14 protein-coding genes are annotated in these 16,201 nt (G+C 64.6%); 5 read left to right on the forward strand and 9 right to left on the reverse strand.

All coding sequences use genetic code 11. The annotated features are described in order from the left end of the window. Positions 1–13: 13 nt before the first annotated feature. The 3 genes from ABFE16_05580 to ABFE16_05590 form a co-directional block, all read right to left on the reverse strand. Complete coding sequence (locus tag ABFE16_05580; protein ID MEN6344756.1) at positions 14–952, reverse strand: 1-phosphofructokinase family hexose kinase; 939 nt, start codon at positions 950–952, stop codon at positions 14–16. Positions 953–1,073: 121 nt separating this feature from the next. Beyond that, positions 1,074–2,237 carry a pyridoxal phosphate-dependent aminotransferase gene (locus ABFE16_05585; protein MEN6344757.1) on the reverse strand — a complete coding sequence of 388 codons (1,164 nt, stop codon included), beginning with the start codon at positions 2,235–2,237 and terminating at the stop codon, positions 1,074–1,076. A 449-nt stretch (positions 2,238–2,686) separates the two neighbouring features. Continuing rightward, positions 2,687–4,654: a right-handed parallel beta-helix repeat-containing protein gene (locus ABFE16_05590; GenBank protein ID MEN6344758.1), complete on the reverse strand. Its 1,968-nt coding sequence runs from the start codon at positions 4,652–4,654 to the stop codon at positions 2,687–2,689. 177 nt (positions 4,655–4,831) lie between these two features. On the opposite strand from ABFE16_05590, the gene ABFE16_05595 reads away from it, so the two are divergent. From ABFE16_05595 to ABFE16_05615, 5 genes are all read left to right on the forward strand, one after another. Further along, positions 4,832–5,407: a hypothetical protein gene (locus tag ABFE16_05595; GenBank protein ID MEN6344759.1), complete on the forward strand. Its 576-nt coding sequence runs from the start codon at positions 4,832–4,834 to the stop codon at positions 5,405–5,407. A 33-nt stretch (positions 5,408–5,440) separates the two neighbouring features. Further along, positions 5,441–6,946: an MBL fold metallo-hydrolase gene (locus ABFE16_05600; GenBank protein MEN6344760.1), complete on the forward strand. Its 1,506-nt coding sequence runs from the start codon at positions 5,441–5,443 to the stop codon at positions 6,944–6,946. A gap of 70 nt (positions 6,947–7,016) precedes the next feature. After that, entirely contained in the window at positions 7,017–7,976 is a 960-nt protein-coding gene (locus tag ABFE16_05605; protein ID MEN6344761.1) for a glycosyltransferase family 2 protein, read from the forward strand. Between the two features lie 72 nt (positions 7,977–8,048). After that, a complete protein-coding gene (locus tag ABFE16_05610) occupies positions 8,049–9,128 on the forward strand; it encodes a polyprenyl synthetase family protein (GenBank protein ID MEN6344762.1) in 1,080 nt (359 codons plus the stop codon). Between the two features lie 53 nt (positions 9,129–9,181). Next, positions 9,182–10,480, forward strand: coding sequence for an amidohydrolase (locus ABFE16_05615; GenBank protein MEN6344763.1), 1,299 nt, complete (start codon positions 9,182–9,184; stop codon positions 10,478–10,480). A gap of 37 nt (positions 10,481–10,517) precedes the next feature. Here ABFE16_05615 and ABFE16_05620 read toward each other — a convergent pair whose 3' ends face one another. From ABFE16_05620 to ABFE16_05645, 6 genes are all read right to left on the reverse strand, one after another. After that, positions 10,518–11,489, reverse strand: a complete 972-nt coding sequence (locus tag ABFE16_05620; GenBank protein MEN6344764.1) for a DUF6599 family protein — start codon at positions 11,487–11,489, stop codon at positions 10,518–10,520. A 49-nt stretch (positions 11,490–11,538) separates the two neighbouring features. Continuing rightward, positions 11,539–12,177, reverse strand: coding sequence for an S-layer homology domain-containing protein (locus tag ABFE16_05625; protein MEN6344765.1), 639 nt, complete (start codon positions 12,175–12,177; stop codon positions 11,539–11,541). A gap of 168 nt (positions 12,178–12,345) precedes the next feature. Then, on the reverse strand, positions 12,346–13,449 hold the full coding sequence (locus ABFE16_05630) for an LptF/LptG family permease (protein MEN6344766.1): 1,104 nt from the start codon (positions 13,447–13,449) through the stop codon (positions 12,346–12,348). 66 nt (positions 13,450–13,515) lie between these two features. After that, complete coding sequence (locus ABFE16_05635) at positions 13,516–13,911, reverse strand: holo-ACP synthase (GenBank protein MEN6344767.1); 396 nt, start codon at positions 13,909–13,911, stop codon at positions 13,516–13,518. Positions 13,912–13,979: 68 nt separating this feature from the next. Next, positions 13,980–15,047, reverse strand: a complete 1,068-nt coding sequence (locus ABFE16_05640) for a L,D-transpeptidase family protein (protein MEN6344768.1) — start codon at positions 15,045–15,047, stop codon at positions 13,980–13,982. A gap of 180 nt (positions 15,048–15,227) precedes the next feature. Then, entirely contained in the window at positions 15,228–16,106 is an 879-nt protein-coding gene (locus ABFE16_05645) for a sugar phosphate isomerase/epimerase family protein (GenBank protein ID MEN6344769.1), read from the reverse strand. Positions 16,107–16,201: the final 95 nt, after the last annotated feature.

Raw genomic sequence — 16,201 nt, forward strand, 5'->3', positions numbered from 1 at the left:
CGGAGGGCTGCAGCTAGAGGGTCAGCGGCTCGAGACTGACCTCTGACACCAGGCCCTCGACTTGAGCGAGGGTGGCAAAGCCGGCACCGAAGGTGGCTGCGCAGGCAGTTCCGGCGGCCACGGCCCAACGCACGCAATCCTCCAGAGACCGCCCCTGATGCATGGCGGCAGCAAAACCTGCGACCATCGCGTCGCCACTCCCGACCGCGCTGACCTCCTCAATCTGGGGTGCCCGAGCCCACCCTTCACCGTGGTCGCGTGTGGTGACTAGCGCACCATCGGCGCCGAGCGAGCAGAGGACCACTCGCACACCGCGGGCCAGGAGGTCGCGAGAGGCCTTCAGGACGCCCTCCGGCACGGACAACTCGTGACCGCAGAGCGTGCTGAGTTCGTCAAGATTCGGCTTGAGAACAGTTGGACCTGCATCGATGGACTGGCGCAGCAGCTCGTCGTGGGCGTCAAGGATCACAGGAACGCGGGCCTCGCGAGCCAGCAGGATGAGCTCACTGTAAAGGTCAAAGGGTACGCCGCGGGGTGCACTGCCGGAGATCACCGCGAGGCTGGACCGCTGCATCAGGGCCTGCCACTTGCGGCCGAGTTGGTCGATCTCCGTGGGCGTCACCAGCGGGCCGACCTCATCGAGACGGGTCCCGGTGCCTCGGACCGTGTCGAGGATGTTGAGGCAGAGGCGTGAGTCCTCGGCAATCCGCACCAGGTCGGGCACGATTCCCTCGCGCCGCAGGTAGGTGGCGATGTACTGCGCCGGAGCCCCACCTGCGAAGCCCGTCAGGATGACCTCGGCGTCGAGGGCCCGGAGTACGCGGGCTACGTTGACGCCCTTGCCCCCGGGCGCCGTGCGGACTCTCCTGGGATGGTGAAAGCCTCCGATCTGGAAGCCCTCGACCTCGAAGGTCTTGTCGATCCCCGTGTTGGCGCACAGAACCGTGATCACTTGGCGACACCGTCGCTGGCCCTGCGGCTCAGGGCCCGATGATACGTGCCCGGTCAGGTTCGCTGCACTTCTGAATCAAAAAGGGGCCGCTTCGTAGGAAGCGGCCCCTCAGGTGCTCGGACTACTGGCTTGCGAGCCAGTCCTTGATGCGTCCCAGGGCCATCTCGATGTTCTCGACGGAGTTGGCGTAGCTGAGACGGAGATACCCGTCACCGTACTTGCCGAAGGAGGTCCCGGCGAGGCAGGCCACGCCCGCTTCGTCGAGGAGCTTGGTCTCGAGTTCCTTGGAGCCGAACCCGGTGCCGGTGATGTTCGGGAAGACGTAGAAGGCACCCTTGGGTCGGAGGCAACTGATGCCGGGGATGGCATTCAGGCCGTCAACGATGACGTCGCGGCGGCGCTTGAACTCCGCAACCATCTTCTCGGACTCGTCGAAGGGCCCCTTGAGCGCTGCAATCCCGGCCCGCTGGGTGAAAGCGGAGACGCAGGAGGTGCAGTTGGTCTGCAGCTTGGCGAGCTGCTCCGCCAGGGCCACCGGGGTTGCGCCCCAGCCGAGACGCCAGCCGGTCATGGCGAACATCTTGGAGAAGCAGTCCAGAAGGATGGTGCGCTCCTGCATGCCGGGCAGTGCGGCGATGCTGTGGTGAGTGCCCTCGTAGAGGACGCGCTCGTAGGGCTCGTCGCTCATGATCCACAGGTCGTTGTCGATGGCGAGCTGGGCAATGCGCTCCAGGTCGGACATCTCAAGCACGCCGCCGGTGGGGTTCTGCGGCGAGTTGATGATGATCATGCTCGTCTTCGGGGTGATCAGGGAAGCCAGTTCATCGACGTCGAAGCGGAAGTCGTTCTTCTCGCGCAGCGGGCACGGCACCGGGGTCGCGCCCACGAAGTTGATCATGGACTCGTAGATGGGGAAGCCGGGGTTCGGGTAGATGACCTCGTCGCCCTCATCGACGCAGGCGGTGATTCCCCAGTAGATGATCGGCTTCGCGCCGAAGACGACGGTGATGTTCTCGGCCTTGTAGTTGGTGCCGCGGCCACGGTTCAGGTGCCAGGCGACGGTCTCGCGGAACTCCGGGTCGCCGGCGCTGGGTCCGTAGTGGGTGAAGCCGGAGTTGAGAGCGTCGCAGGCGGCGTCAATGATGTGCTTGGGGGTGTCGAAGTCCGGCTCGCCGATCTCGAGGTGGACGACGTGCTTGCCCTGTGCCTCGAGTTGCTTGGCCCTTGCCAGTACGGAGAAGGCGGTCTCTGTTCCCAGACGCTGCATGCGCTTTGCGATCTTCATTTTGTAGTGTCCTCCCAGGGGATATGGTTTGACTCAGGTAGAGAAAGGGGCTCTGCCACAGCGGTCAGGTCGTTCGGCCTCGGCTGTGGCGTTGACTTGCGCTCACCACCGGCGCCCTTCTGGAAGGCCGGTCCGTGGCATCCACGGTAGGGCCAGGCGCCTCCTACACACGGTCCGCCCGGGCCGTTAGTGCCCGGGCCGCGTAGAGCCACCCTGGGTAACTCCTGTAACAAAATGGCACACACGTCGTGGATGCATGAGCTTGGTCCCTGCAGCCTCCAGCAGGTATGAAACACGCGACTGACGCCGCTGGGCGGTATCGGTCGCGTGGAAGGCTGCAATTCTGTGTCGAGATTGGGTGCGCCCTTAGAGTACCACGATAGGACGAAAGAGGCAAGCCCCGGCCCGGCTTTGGGTGTGCTGCAGCAGCGTCCGACAGGCGGCAGCGCTCACTTCGGCGGCGCCAGCTCGACCTCTAGGTCATCCACCCAGAGGCACAGCTCGCCGCCCTCCGGGCTGGCTGTCACATCTACCTCCAGTACGATCTCCAGAGGCGGGCAATCCTGAACATGGTTGCCGTCTCCCTGCGAGATGGGCTGTGGCGGCGTCGCCTCCAGGTCCCAGGCGATCTGCTTCCAGCCGCTCCACGTCATTGCCCCGGCCGGAGCGTAGAAGCACTCGCCGCCGGCGTCCCGTACTCGGAGCCGGTAGGCTCTGCCGCTTCCGTCGCCGTACAGCCAGAACCGAACCGCCTGCACCGGCCGTCCGTAGGGCATCTTCAGGCTGAAGAGCTTGATCATGTACTGCGACGGGGGAGAGGGCGGAAGCTTCACGGTCAGTTTCGCGGCCGACTTGCCCAGGTGGGCCTGCTCGGTGGATAGCTCGGAGACGCCCTGCACCGGCATGCCCGCCTGGTTCGTCTCGGGCACGGGGTAGACGAGGCTCCAGGGGTTGGCCCGCTCGAAGTCATAGCAGAGCAGCTCGCGGCCCTTCGCGGTGATGGACCTGGCATTGGGCTCCACTGCCGCCAGGCCCTCCAGACCGCCTCGGATCTCGAGGCCGATGTCCGGCCCACCATAGCCCTTGGCGAAGGCTGTGCTACGAGCGGCCGACCCCGCGACAGGACGACGGGGCGTCCCCGCGTACTGCACCTTCTGTACCGAGGAACTGCGGTCGTTGCCCGTCTCCTGTTGGTAGGCGGCAAAGGCCTCCGGCTCGAACGCCTTGCCCGCGACGCTGAACCGGCCGGGGAAGTAGACATTCCGGTCGGCGACGTAGCTGCCCTCGGAAGAGACCGTCGTGCGGTCGGCAGAGAGGATTGAGTTGACTACGAAGGCCTTCCCCGCAGGGGCGACAGTGAGGGCGGTGCTGCCACCCTCGAGAGCGCAATGCTCCATGACGAGTGCGGAGTCGCGACCGACGGAGAGCCCGACCTCGTCGCCCTGAGACTGCACCGTGACGTTCCGCAGGTTGGTGAGACTAGCGCTCAGCGGATGGCTTTGAGCCTGGGGGAAGTCGGCCAGCGGTCCACCCCGGGTGAGAGCGATGTTGACGGGGCTGCCGCTCACTCGGCAGTCGGTGAAGGAGTGAACACCGCCCTCGATCAGGATGCCGCGGTAGACGTTATTCTCGATGGTGACGTCTGCGTAGTGCGTCCGGCAGAGGTTGACGTCGGCGATCCCGTGCCAGAAGTTGTGTGCGAGGTAGGCGCCCCTCACGTAGCACTCGCAGTTCTCGTGAGCGCTGAAGCCCTCGTCGCCATTCCAGACGCCCCGGATGTTCTCGAACCATACGGGAGCGCTGCCGGAGTGGATGTTGAACCCGTCGTTCCAGAAGTGCTCGCAGGTCAGGTTGCGGACCACGATGAACCCCGGCCCAGCTACTGCGAAGCCGCAGTCCCGGGTGGCGGTCAGCTCCAGATCGTAGTCCTGGACTGACTTCCCCGGCGCCGGGCGGAAGTAGAAGAGACCCTTGTCCCAGAACCACTGCTCGGGCTGCAGCTTATCTACCGCGCTTGCCTTCGAGTAGCGCACCTCGGGGCCATAGACGAACTTCACCTCGGACGCCTGAGGCAGCACGAAGGCGTCGCCTCTTGCTTCCCAGCCGGTCTTGGGTGCGGGATCTGCGCCACAGAGGGTGGCTCCGTTCCCCTCGATGACCAGCGGCTGACCGGGCAGGCCACCGACCGTCACCCGCAGGCACTCACGATAGGGATGGTCCATCTTGGCGAGCGAGAGCGTGTCTCCAGGGCGCAGGGAACGTAGTGCCCGGCCAATTGTGTTGAAGGGAAGGGTTGTGCCGTCGGCCTGGTCGTTACCGTTGACGCCGTCGACGTAGATCGTTGCCGACCAGACGCCGGTGCTCAGTAGCCAGAGGAGTCCGGCAACAGGGAGCCACAGGGCTCTTTGGGGCTTCATCGTGGGTCACCGCCTGCGGGTTGGGCTCATCCTGAGTGATGGAAGCAGGTCCTTCCCTGCCGGAGGACCAATTCCTGCCTGCAAGCCTGTGTACTGGTGTCCTTGTTCGAGGTTGGTATAATACGGTCGGGTTCGCCCTGAGTATCGTGTTGGAGGTGTTGTGTCATCAAGCGCAAAGTGGGTGTAGTGGGCTCCGCTGGTGGCGAGATCTCTGCTGAGGCACTGGCACTCGCGACCGAGTTGGGCCGTGAGATCGCTCGCAGGGACTGCATTGTCATCACAGGAGCCTGTCCGGGATTGCCCCATGCGGCTGTGCTCGGGGCCAAGGAGCTTGGAGCATTGGCCATTGGCATATCGCCTGCGCTCTGTCTCGAGCAGCATCGCACGGTGTATGCCTCGCCCTACGAGGAGTATGACGCCATCATCTACACCGGCAGTGGCCTGATGGGTCGTGAGGTGGACGTGGTGCGCAGCGCCGACATCATTGTGATCGTCGGTGGGCGCTCCGGCACCCTGGGCGAGTTCTCCATCGCCTACGATGACGGCAATGTCATCGGCGTCCTGCGGGGGACGGGTGGCATCGCCGACCACATGCATGAGATCATCCCCCTGATCCGCAAGAACACGGGAAGTCAGATCTTCTACTCGGACGATCCGAAGGAGTTGCTGGACCTCTGCTTCGCTTGCCATGACCAATGGATCGCCGAGGGCCGGGGTTACGCGATCAACGAGTTCCGCAGAGACTGGAAGTAGCCGATAGCCTGCCGCACTGGAGATGCTAATCGCATGCGCCTTCGCTTTCTGGGTGCCGCACGGACGGTGACAGGTTCACAGTACCTGCTGCAGTTGCCGAGCTTCTCGGCGCTGGTTGACTGCGGTATGTATCAGGGCCATGACGCAGTGCTGGCCGAGAACGCTCGTCGGTTCTCCTTCGATCCCGCAAAGCTTGACTTCGTGCTGCTGACCCATGCGCACATCGACCACTGCGGGCTTCTGCCGAGGCTGTGGAAGCTGGGATTCCGGGGCCGCATCTACTGCACCTCGGCCACCCGGGACCTGTGCGAAGTGATGCTCGCAGACAGCGCGAAGATTCAGGAAGAAGACGCGGTCTGGGAGATGCGCAAGTGGCGCAGAGGGCAGCAGGCGACGCCACCACCGGCACCACTGTACACGGTGGAGGATGCTGCGGCGGTCATGGAGCACTTCGTGCCCGTCGAGTACGACGCCGATGTGAAGGTGAACAACGATCTCTCCTGCCGCTGGGTCGATGCGGGGCACATTCTCGGTGCTGCCTCGCTGGAGGTGTGGGTGAGTCAGGACGGCGTGCGCCGCAAGATCGCCTTCTCCGGAGATCTGGGCACACCCGGACGACCAATCCTGCGCGATCCGACCTTCATCGACAGCGCGGATTTCGTAGTCATCGAGTCTACCTATGGCAACCGCGCGCATCCGCCCGAGGAGGAAGTTCAGCGCAAGCTGACGGACGCTATCACCCGCACCGTGCGCGCCGGCGGCCATGTCATCGTTCCTGCCTTTGCCGTTGGACGTACCCAGGATCTCTTGTACCGTCTCGATAGGCTGCTGGAAGCGGGCAAGATTCCGAAGGTTCCCGTGTTCGTCGATAGCCCCCTGGCCAGCCGGGCGACGAAGGTCTTTGAGCGGCATCATGAGTGCTATGATGCCGATGCCCTGCGCATGCTGGCCTCAGGGGACAACCCGATCCGATTCCCGTTGCTGCGGTTCACGGAGTCCGTCGCCGAGTCGCAGGCACTGAACGAGCTCAAGAGTCCTGCCATCATCATCTCGGCCAGCGGGATGTGCAATGCGGGCCGTGTGCGGCACCATCTGCACCACCACATCGAGCACGGCAACGACACGGTGCTCTTCGTCGGCTTCCAGGCTCAGGGCACGCTCGGGCGCTTCATCGTCGAAGGCGCTCAGATGGTGAAGCTGTTCGGGCGCACGCACCGAGTTCGAGCACGCATCGTGTCTATTCGCGGACTGTCGGCGCATGCCGATCAGAAGGAACTGATGAACTGGTCGCGACACTTCAACGGTACGCGCACCTTTTTCGTGACGCATGGGGAGGAGGAAGCGGCGCTGAGCTTCGCGAAGTTACTGAGCGCGGAGCCCAACCGGAAGGTATGTGTGCCCACTCTCGGGGAGGAAGTGAACCTCCTCGACGAGGCTGCGCTGGACCGGGCACGAGAGCTGACCGCAGCGGAACTGGCCCGGTTTGTGCCGCCTGCTGAAAAGCCGCGCCAGCCGACGGTCGAGCCGGAGGAGGTCTGACGCCGGACTCGTGCACTATCGCTGTAGACGTGGCACTTTCCCGCCGACCCTACTTCCGACGGTGGATCGCGTGAAGAAGCTTATCGTCCAGATCCCGTGTCTCAACGAAGAGCAGGCAATCGGCGCTGCCATCGCCGCGATTCCTCGTCAGGTTCCGGGCTTCGATACCGTTGAGGTTCTGGTTGTCGATGACGGCAGCACAGACCGGACGGTCGAGGTCGCTCGCCAGGCAGGCGCCGATCACATCGTCCAACTCCCGCGTCACCAGGGCCTGGCTGCGGCGTTCCTTGCCGGACTCGAGGCCTCGGTGCGAGCCGGTGCGGATGCCATCGTCCACACTGACGCCGACAACCAGTATGACGCGAAGTGCATCCCGGATCTGGTGCGTCCGATCTGTGAGGGGACTGCCGACCTGGTGGTCGGGGTTCGGCCGATTGACCAGATCCCCGAGTTCTCGTGGCTCAAGAAGCGTCTGCAGCGTCTTGGAAGCTGGGTAGTGCGCAAGTGCTCGGCCACGGAGGTGGCCGATGTAACCAGCGGCTTCCGTGCCTACAGCCGCGATGCCGCCCTGCGTCTGACGGTGGTCTCGGAGTTCACCTACACACACGAGACGCTGATCCAGGCCGGCCGGTCAGGGATGGCCGTGACGCAAATCCCGGTGCGCGTGAACGCCGGCACACGACCCTCGCGGCTATTCCGCAGCATCCCGGAGTACCTGCGGCGGTCGCTGGTGACGATTCTGCGCGTCTATGCCATCTACCAGCCTTTCCGGCTTTTCGCAGGCATTGGAGGGGTTCTGGCCCTTACCGGTCTGCTGTTGTGCGCGCGCTATGCCTGGTTCGTGAGCCTCGGGGAGGGTAGAGGCCACGTTCAGTCGGTGATCGTGGCCGGCATGCTTGTCACCCTGGGCTTCCAGAGCGCCGTTCTCGGGCTGCTGGCAGAGCTCATCGGCGTGAACCGCAAGCTCGTCCAGGAAGCTCTGTATCGCGTTCGAAAAATGGAGATGAAGGGGGCGTCCCGGGAGGAGTAGACAGGCCGCACGTCGGCCGCTATCCTGAGGGTCCGCCATCATCTTCTTGCCACTGGGAGGTCCTGCGCCCCTATGGGTCTTGCTGCTGATTTCATGGCCGCGCTGAAGGAACGCACTGGCTGGGTGGACGAGCTGCTGCTCGCACCCGAGGGCTTCGAGCGCGTCCGTCCCGAGCACCTGCGGCGATTGGTCGCCGCGTACCTGGAGCGAGGCGGAAAGCGCCTGCGCCCTGCGGTTCTGCTGTTCTGCTGTGGAGCCGTCGGTGGCGATGAGAAGAGTGTTCTTCCCGCAGCGGCGGCGCTGGAGCTCTTCCACACCTGGACGCTGGTGCATGACGATATCATTGACCACGATGACCTGCGCCGGGGCGGCCCGACCGGCCATGTTCTGGGTGCTCAACTGGCCGCTGCAGACTGGGGTCTAGGCCGCCCGCAGGCTGAGGACTACGGCGCGAGTCTCGCCATCCTCGCCGGGGATGTCCAGCACGGCATGTGCGTGGACATGTTCCTGCGCTGCACGGACACGCCTGCGGACCTGCTGCTCAAGCTCGTGTCCGACCTGGAGCTGAAGGTGGTGTCGGGGCTGGTCGAGGGTGAGACCCTGGACGTGCAACTCGAACAGCGCCCCATCCCGGAGGTCGAGCTCAGCGAAGTCCTGCGAATGCTGTACCTGAAGACGGGCGTGCTATATGAGTTCGCGGGCAAGGCAGGGGCGATGCTGGGGCTGAAGACCACCGACGAAGACCACCCCCTTGTGGAGGCGGCCCGGACCTTCTGTGCAAGCTGCGGCACAGCCTTCCAACTGCAGGACGATGTCCTGGGTGTGACCGGCGACGAGAAGAAGCTGGGCAAGCCGGTCGGCAGTGACATCCTGGAGGGCAAGCGAACGCCGGTGCTGCTGACGGCCTTCGAGCGTGCCGACGCGAAGCAGCGTCAGGCCCTGCTGCAGGTCGTCGGTCACGCAACGTCCACTCCGGAGCAGGTGGCCGACACCACACGTCTCATCGTCGAGCTCGGGGCTGTCGAGGCCGTTGCCGACATGGCCCGAGATCACATCGACCGCGCCTACCAGAGCCTGAGGCTGCTGCCGGAGACACCGTACCGGCACTGGCTGGAAGGCTGGGCGAACTTCATGGTTGACCGCGAGTTCTGATCACGCATCCTTCGTCTGTCCACAAACCGTCTGCCCGAGAGGTCAAGCGACCGATGTCCGTCACCCGCCTTGAGCACGCGACCTTGCTGCCGATGACACCCGGCTCCTCACCCATCACCGACGGTACACTCCAGTGGACAGACAGCACGCTCACCTACGTGGGGCCCGATTCAACGGCGCCCGCGGAGCCGGCTGACGAGGTGATCGACGGCAGCGGCTGCGTGGCCCTTCCGGGGCTGATCAACTCCCACACCCATTTGGCGATGACGCTTTTCCGCGGCTTCGCGGACGACATGCCGCTGAAGCCGTGGCTGGAGGAGAAGATCTGGCCGACGGAGGCCAAGCTGGTAGCTGAGGATGTGTACTGGGGAACACGGCTAGGGGTACTGGAGTTGCTGCGTGGTGGCTGCACCTGCTTCAACGACATGTACCACTACTACCCGGAGGCCACGCAGGCCGCCGTCGACGGTGGCATCCGGGCCTGCCCGTCCGGCGTGTTGCTGGGCTTCCTCAGGGACGATGGCGACGTGGTCGCGAAGGCCGTTGACTTCGCCAGGGCCATACGAGCCGAGCACGGTGCGACGGTCCACCCGATGCTGGGGCCGCACGCGCCCTACACCTGCCCTAAGGAACTCCTGCAGGCAGTTGCGCAGGCCGCCGGCGAGAATGACCTCCCGGTGCACATCCATGTGGCCGAGACACAGCACGAGGTGCAGGAGTCGCTGGCCGCCACCGGGGCCACGCCGATCCAGTACCTCGAGCGGATCGGGCTGCTGGAGTGCCGAACCGTGGCTGCCCACTGCGTTTGGCTTGATGACCGGGATATTGACCTTGTGGTGGAGCGTCAGGTTGGCGTGGCGCACTGCCCGGCGAGTAATATGAAGCTGGCCAGCGGGTTCGCCAGGGCGCCGGAACTGCTCGCGGCGGGAGCCGTAGTCGGTCTGGGCACAGACGGCGCGGCCTCGAACAACAAGCTTGACCTGTTCAATGAGATGTACCTGGCCGCGACCGTCCACAAGGTCCGCGGAGGCGACCCCACGCTGGTGAAGGCCGGCGATGCGCTGACGATGGCGACCCGGAACGGTGCTCGCGCGCTCGCGATTGATGACCTGGTGGGGACTCTTGAGGCGGGGAAGCGGGCCGACCTGTGCCTGGTGGATCTGAGCAGCCCGCGCCTTCAGCCGGTGCACAACGTGGCTTCGCACATGGTCTATGCGGCTGAGGCCTCGGACGTGAGGATGACCGTCGTCAACGGTCGCATCGTCATGCGGGATGGGCAGTTCCCGGGCCAGGATGCCTGCGAAGTCTACGAGCAGTGTCGCGAACGAGCCCGCCGGCTTTGCGGCAACTGACCGCCGGGCCCTCTGTCGATCTCTGCAGTTCCCCTGTTCAGGCGCCGGGTTTTCCGGCGACCCTCACGTTTTTGCCCAGTTCCCGGAGTAGGGCCTCGGCCGTCGCCATGTCCCGCACCTGCGTCAGCAGTGCGACGTAGTTGGACTGGCGCATGACGTAAGTCCGCCCCAGACGCTGGTCGCGGACCGAGAAGGCGGCATCACCCAGGGCGCCGACTGCCGTGGGTGCCCCGGCCGTTGCTGTGAAGGCCTGCAGGGCAGCGTACACCCTTGCGGCAGCGGCCTGATCCGCCGTTTCGAAGAGGGCCAGTTGCATGCTGACCTCAAGGCTGCGGTCTGGGAGCCGGCGTCCGTAACTGGCCAGCAGCGCATTGCTAAGGGACGCCTGCCCCAAGACGTTTCGGCGCTGGAACTTCATGGACTCCATTACCAGGTCGCGCGTTGGCAGGAGCTTGAAACTGGAAGGTGGGGAAGGGGCTGCGGGCAGCTTCGCCGTGATCGCCTGGGCCAGCTCCAGCACAGCCGGTCGTGCGGTGTCCTTGAGTGTGGCGGGAACGATTCGCAGGTAGACGGTCCCGCGCCAGAGGTGCAACTGGTTCGCACGCCAGAACACTGAGAGACTGGTCTGGCCCGGAAGAGGGATGATGTCGGGCGTCAGGTTCGGGTCACGATCCTGGGAGAAGGCACCGAAGGCGTCGAGAGGCGTGTCGTAGCAGTAGAAGTCGGCCGCCAGGGTGGTCCCGGTGCGCTTGTCCGTGAAGACCGAAGCAACCGCCCACTGGAAGTTGTAGGCGAAGTGCCGGTCGGCCTCGCCGTCGATGTACTCCCCGAGGTTCTGCTGGGTGTAAGTCGGAAGGTCGGGCTTTAGCGTAAAGGAGACCAACTCGGCCGCGGCCTGGCGCAGAAGTGCGTTCGCCGCCGCAGGAGTGGGCCAGTCCTGTGCCCATGCGTGACCGGCGACAAGCAGGCACAAACACAGGCCTGCCAGGTTTGCCTGGAGTAGCCTCATCCCGACTCATCTCCTCGACCCGTCACGAGCTTACGATGCTCCGCAGTTGCTAGGGCTCGTCGATATGCTGCTGCGGCAGGTGCTGCTCAGACCACACCAGCAGCCGTGACATAGCCAGGCAGACCTGCCACCTGGGCATGGGCTTGTCGAGATGCATCTTGCCGTCCGGGTACCCGATCATCAGGTCCTCGGCCCGGAGCACCTCAGCGGCCTGGGTGTAGAGGTATTCCATATCGCTCATCGGGTGGCGCAGGTATCCTTCGCCCTTGACCGCGCGGAAGAGGTTAGTGAACATCCACGCAAACTGCGCCCGCGTCAGCGGCTTGTCCCCACAGAAACGCGTATCCGGCGGGCCGGGGTAGATTCCGCTGGCCACCAGGACGCGGGTCGCGTCCTCGGCCCAGTGTTGCCAGGGCACGTCGGGTGGCCGGCGCTCCTCGACCGGTAGCGGAAGGTGGAAGAACCACACGAGCCGGCTCACCACTGCAGCCCACTCGTAGCGGGTGCAGGTCTGTTCGGGCCGGACGTTGAAGTCCTCATAGCCGACGATGAGCCGGCGCACCATCTCGTTCGTCATTGCCTCAGTGTACAGCGGCCGCCAGGCCGGTTCCGGCCAGTCGGGGTCCTGTGCCTGGCAAACCACCGGCACAAGGAGCAGAAGCACAAGTAGCGTCGCCCAGACGCGCATGAGTGTGCCCTCCCAGGTTGCGATGATAGCTGCGACATGCGTACTGGATTATAATGCCCCGCGGCGCGGCATGCAAACCTATTTGTGTACATTCACGGGCGAAGCACTACACGAATCGCCCCGGTCTTGAGCCAAGGTTGCGCCTCGCGGTCGGTGATGAAGTCGCCCTCATCTGGCGCGAAGGACCAGATAGAGCCCCCAGCCGCCGAAGATCACGTTCTGAGCCCAGGCGGCAACGGCGGGCGGCAGGTCACCGACAAGCCCGAAGGCGAGACCCCACGAACGGACGCCATTGTAGAGGAACACGATCAGGATCGACAGGACGATCCCCACGAAGCTGCCCAGGTGTGCGTAGCGCATCCCCAGGGGAGCGGCCACCAGCACAAAGATCAGGCACGCCAGCGGAATCGAGTACTTGAACTGCATGCGCACCTTGAGCCGCTGGGCGTCAATGCCTCCGGTTTCGAGGACCACGGACGCCTGCTCCAGTTCACGAGCGCTCATCTCGAACTCGCTGCGTTGGTCGAGGTAGTAGTCCTGCAGCGCCGCCCAGAGGCTGACCTCCTGCGTCGCGAACCGCCGGGGCTTGCCGACGGGCGCGCCGTCGGGTCCGAAGCTCAGGACCACGCCCTCGCAGAGGACCCAGCTCTTGCCCCGCAGCTCGGCCCACTTGGCCGCCGTCAGCGTCCGGAGCTGACCGTCCTCTGCGTTGGACATCACCAACACGTCGTCGAGTCGGTTCGTCTTCTCGTCCATGTGTCCGACGTAGAAGATGCGGCCGTCCTTGTCGCGGAAGGCCTGGTCGTTTCGCGGGCGCAGGACCGGCTGAGAGTTGGTCATCTGCAGGAAGGCGCGTGTCGAGCGCTGATTGGCACCGGGGACGACGTACTCCTCGATGCAGAAGGAGGCAACTGAGCCCAGAACGCCCACTGCGATGAAGGGCACCCACAGGCGTCGCAGGCTCGTGCCACTGGCTCGCACAGCAGTGGCCTCACCGTTGCGAGTGATGGCCGTCGAGACCATAGCCACACCGACGAGAACGCCAACGGGCAGTGACCAGGAGACTGCTCGAGGCAAGCTGTAGAGGAGGTACTGGGCAATCAGGGAAACAGGCACTGTGGAGCCGACAAGCGCCTGCCCAAGGTCAATGGCGGCCTCGCTCATCAAGATGACGACGAAGACGCTCAGGCCGAGGAGCACCGGGAGCACCAGGAGCCGAAGAAGGTAGCGGTCGACGATGCGCATAGGAGATAGGACGCGATACGGCGTCATCGGGCCCTTTCTGCCCGCAGGCTTCCGACCCGCGCCATTGAGAAGAGACCAGTCCGCACTCAGCCGCTAATCGTGGCGCGGATACGGGCCCTCCAGGACGACGAAGGCGATAGCCTGGTCGCGCTCATGGGACAGGGATATGTGTATTTTCTGAACCCCGAGGGACTTCGCCCACTCCAGCGCGTCCCCTACGAGCTCGACGGAAGGGCGGCCGCCGAACTCGTTGACCACGTGGATATCCAGGAACTTGACGCCGCAGGCCCAGCCGGTTCCCAGGGCCTTCATCGTCGCTTCCTTGGCAGCGAACCGCGCGGCGAGACGCTCAGCCGTCCCGGCCTTCTTGGTCGCCCTTGCCTGCTCCTCCGGTGTAAAGACACGGTCGAGGAAGCGCCCGCCGTACTTCTCGGCCATGCGCTGCATCCTCTGTACTGAACAGATATCAGTGCCGACGCCGACGATCATGCCGGGCTTCCTCCGTGACTGGTTGCGGCCGCATCCGGGTTGCACTTCGGCCCCGGCACCCGCGAAGACTACTCGTGGATGCTCACTCTGGTGCCGACCGGGATGACTTCGTACAGCTCAAGAGCGTGCTTGTTGAGCAGTCGCACACATCCGCCCGAGATTCGCTGGCCGATGGACGAAGGCTGGTTGGTGCCGTGAATGCCAATGATACGACTGGTTGCATGCCCCCGGGCGGTCGTGCCCAGCCAGCGAGCGCCCAGAGGGTTGCGAGGACTGCCGCCGGGAATGTACTCGCCCCAGTAGGCGCGCCAGCCCGGCCAGGCCGCCTTGTTCTGAATCTCGAATTCGCCGACGGGTGTGTTGTTACCCGCGCCGGTGCAGGCCTGGTAATGCTTGACGAGAGTGCCCGCATAGCAGATCTGCAGCCAACGATCGGAGCGATCGATCTCGATGTGCAGCGCACGCACAGGCATCAGCACACGGATCGAGGTCGTTCCCTTCTGGAGCACGTAGATACCGGTCTTCGTCTCGCGCTCGAGAGACATATTGAAGGCTTTCGCTGCGCTGAGCAGCGGGATGCAGAACTCCTTGCCGTCCACGTAGGGCGGAGCCGGTAGGTCAACCGGGCTATAGTTGCGCTCTGCACGGGTCTGACCGGGCGTGAAGACGGTGATCCCGTCTGTGCTGAAGATGGTCGCCTTGCCGGCGCCGTCCCACTGCATCTCGTCGCCTACCCAGGGCACGAGTTTCCGCAGGGGCACACAGGCACGGCCGTCCTTGATCGTCCCCTCGGCGCTGATGCGCAGGCTCTTGCGGGCAGCCTGGAGGCGCTGGTAGAGGTCGTTGGCGGCCAGGTTTGGGTTGTTCAGATGACTTTCGAAGACGGGCACTCCCTGCTCGGAGGCAGTGCGTTTTTGGGTACTGCGGGCGCTGACAGGCACATACGCCCAGGGATGGCCCGGGTCGCCATCACTCGTTGCCCCGGGGGGCCGCAAGCCCAGGAAGGTGTCGGGGCGTGCAGTGATGGCGATGTCTGAGCCGTAGAGACAGACGTACAGGACGCCTGCGACGGCAAGAAACCGGAGCAGGTTCCGTTGTGAGGCGTGCCTTGCTGCGACAGCCGAGGTGTCCGGCATTTGCTCCCGCCCTCCGTCGCTGCATCCTCAGCGGTGTCCCTCCGCATGCGGCAAGGAGTCGGTTCGCCCTTCGGGGACCCTATCCCTGCCCCGCGGTGGGGGACACCGACGTCCTAAGGAAACGCCGCCGGGCATCACCCGACGGCGTCAGTAGATCGCTCTGGTCAGGCCAAGGCCTCGCTACTTGCGTAGGTTGGCGATCATGGCCTGGATCTTCTCGAAGCAGATGCGGCTGGCCTCCTCGCCGCCGGCTGAGAAGGCTGCGCCACCGGGCCGGTTCATGGTCGCCTCGTCGAGTTGGCTCGTCGGGCGCCAGTGGGTCTCCAGGCTGCAGGCGCCCTCGTACCCCATGTCGATGAGTGCCTGGAACTGGGCGGGATAGTCGATGTAGCCGCCGTCGCCGACCGGGACGCAGCGGGCACCGGCCTCGTTGGTGGGGTCCTTCACGGCGTCCTTGATATGCATGTGGATCATGTAGGGTCTCATGCGATCGAAGGCGTTGGGGAAGGGAAGCTCGCCGTCCTCGGCGTAGACTTCGTTAGCAGCATCCCAGATTGCGCGTACGCGATCGCTGGCGAGGTCCTTGTACATCTGCTCGGCCTCTGCCGCCGTGGCGATGTGGGTGGAAGCCTCGTTCTCAATGCCGATGTAGACGTCCTCGGCCTCACAGATGCGGATGGGTTCTGCGTAGGCATCGAGCAACTGCTGCCAGACGTCCTTCGCCGGGCCGGTTCGCCAGAAGGTGAAGCCGCGGATGATCTTGCAGTCGAAAGTGTGCGCCAGCTCGATGCAGTTGCGCAGGATGCCCAGGTGCTCCTGGTAGTGCTCGGCGTTGCCGAGGTCGCATTTCAGGAAGGGCGAGGCGATGCAGGGAACCTGGAAACCGGCCGCCGCCATGATGCCCTTCATGCGGGTGATCTGGTCGGCGGTCAGCTTGTGGGCCGGCGTGTCCCAGATGGACCGGGGCTCGACCATGCCTACGCCGAAGTCACTGCACACGTCGACGACGCGCTGGAAGTCCTGGGATATCTCGTCACTGATCACACTGAGCTTGAACATGCCTGGCTCCTCGAACCTACGAGCCGCTCCTTGTGGGGGAGCGGCTCGGTGATCATGCTTCTACGCTGTGCCCCATAGAGACGAAGGGCTGGTAA

This window comes from Armatimonadia bacterium (genome assembly GCA_039679385.1).
In the GTDB taxonomy this organism is placed as follows: domain Bacteria; phylum Armatimonadota; class Zipacnadia; order Zipacnadales; family JABUFB01; genus JAJFTQ01.

Bases quoted from the DNA above. Each gene is read 5' to 3' on its own strand.
- ABFE16_05585 (MEN6344757.1), bottom strand. From the start codon at position 2,237: ATGAAGATCGCAAAGCGCATGCAGCGTCTGGGAACAGAGACCGCCTTC.
- ABFE16_05590 (MEN6344758.1), bottom strand. From the start codon at position 4,654: ATGAAGCCCCAAAGAGCCCTGTGGCTCCCTGTTGCCGGACTCCTCTGG.
- ABFE16_05600 (MEN6344760.1), top strand. From the start codon at position 5,441: ATGCGCCTTCGCTTTCTGGGTGCCGCACGGACGGTGACAGGTTCACAG.
- ABFE16_05610 (MEN6344762.1), top strand. From the start codon at position 8,049: ATGGGTCTTGCTGCTGATTTCATGGCCGCGCTGAAGGAACGCACTGGC.
- ABFE16_05615 (MEN6344763.1), top strand. From the start codon at position 9,182: ATGTCCGTCACCCGCCTTGAGCACGCGACCTTGCTGCCGATGACACCC.
- ABFE16_05620 (MEN6344764.1), bottom strand. From the start codon at position 11,489: ATGAGGCTACTCCAGGCAAACCTGGCAGGCCTGTGTTTGTGCCTGCTT.
- ABFE16_05625 (MEN6344765.1), bottom strand. From the start codon at position 12,177: ATGCGCGTCTGGGCGACGCTACTTGTGCTTCTGCTCCTTGTGCCGGTG.
- ABFE16_05630 (MEN6344766.1), bottom strand. From the start codon at position 13,449: ATGACGCCGTATCGCGTCCTATCTCCTATGCGCATCGTCGACCGCTAC.
- ABFE16_05635 (MEN6344767.1), bottom strand. From the start codon at position 13,911: ATGATCGTCGGCGTCGGCACTGATATCTGTTCAGTACAGAGGATGCAG.
- ABFE16_05640 (MEN6344768.1), bottom strand. From the start codon at position 15,047: ATGCCGGACACCTCGGCTGTCGCAGCAAGGCACGCCTCACAACGGAAC.
- ABFE16_05645 (MEN6344769.1), bottom strand. From the start codon at position 16,106: ATGTTCAAGCTCAGTGTGATCAGTGACGAGATATCCCAGGACTTCCAG.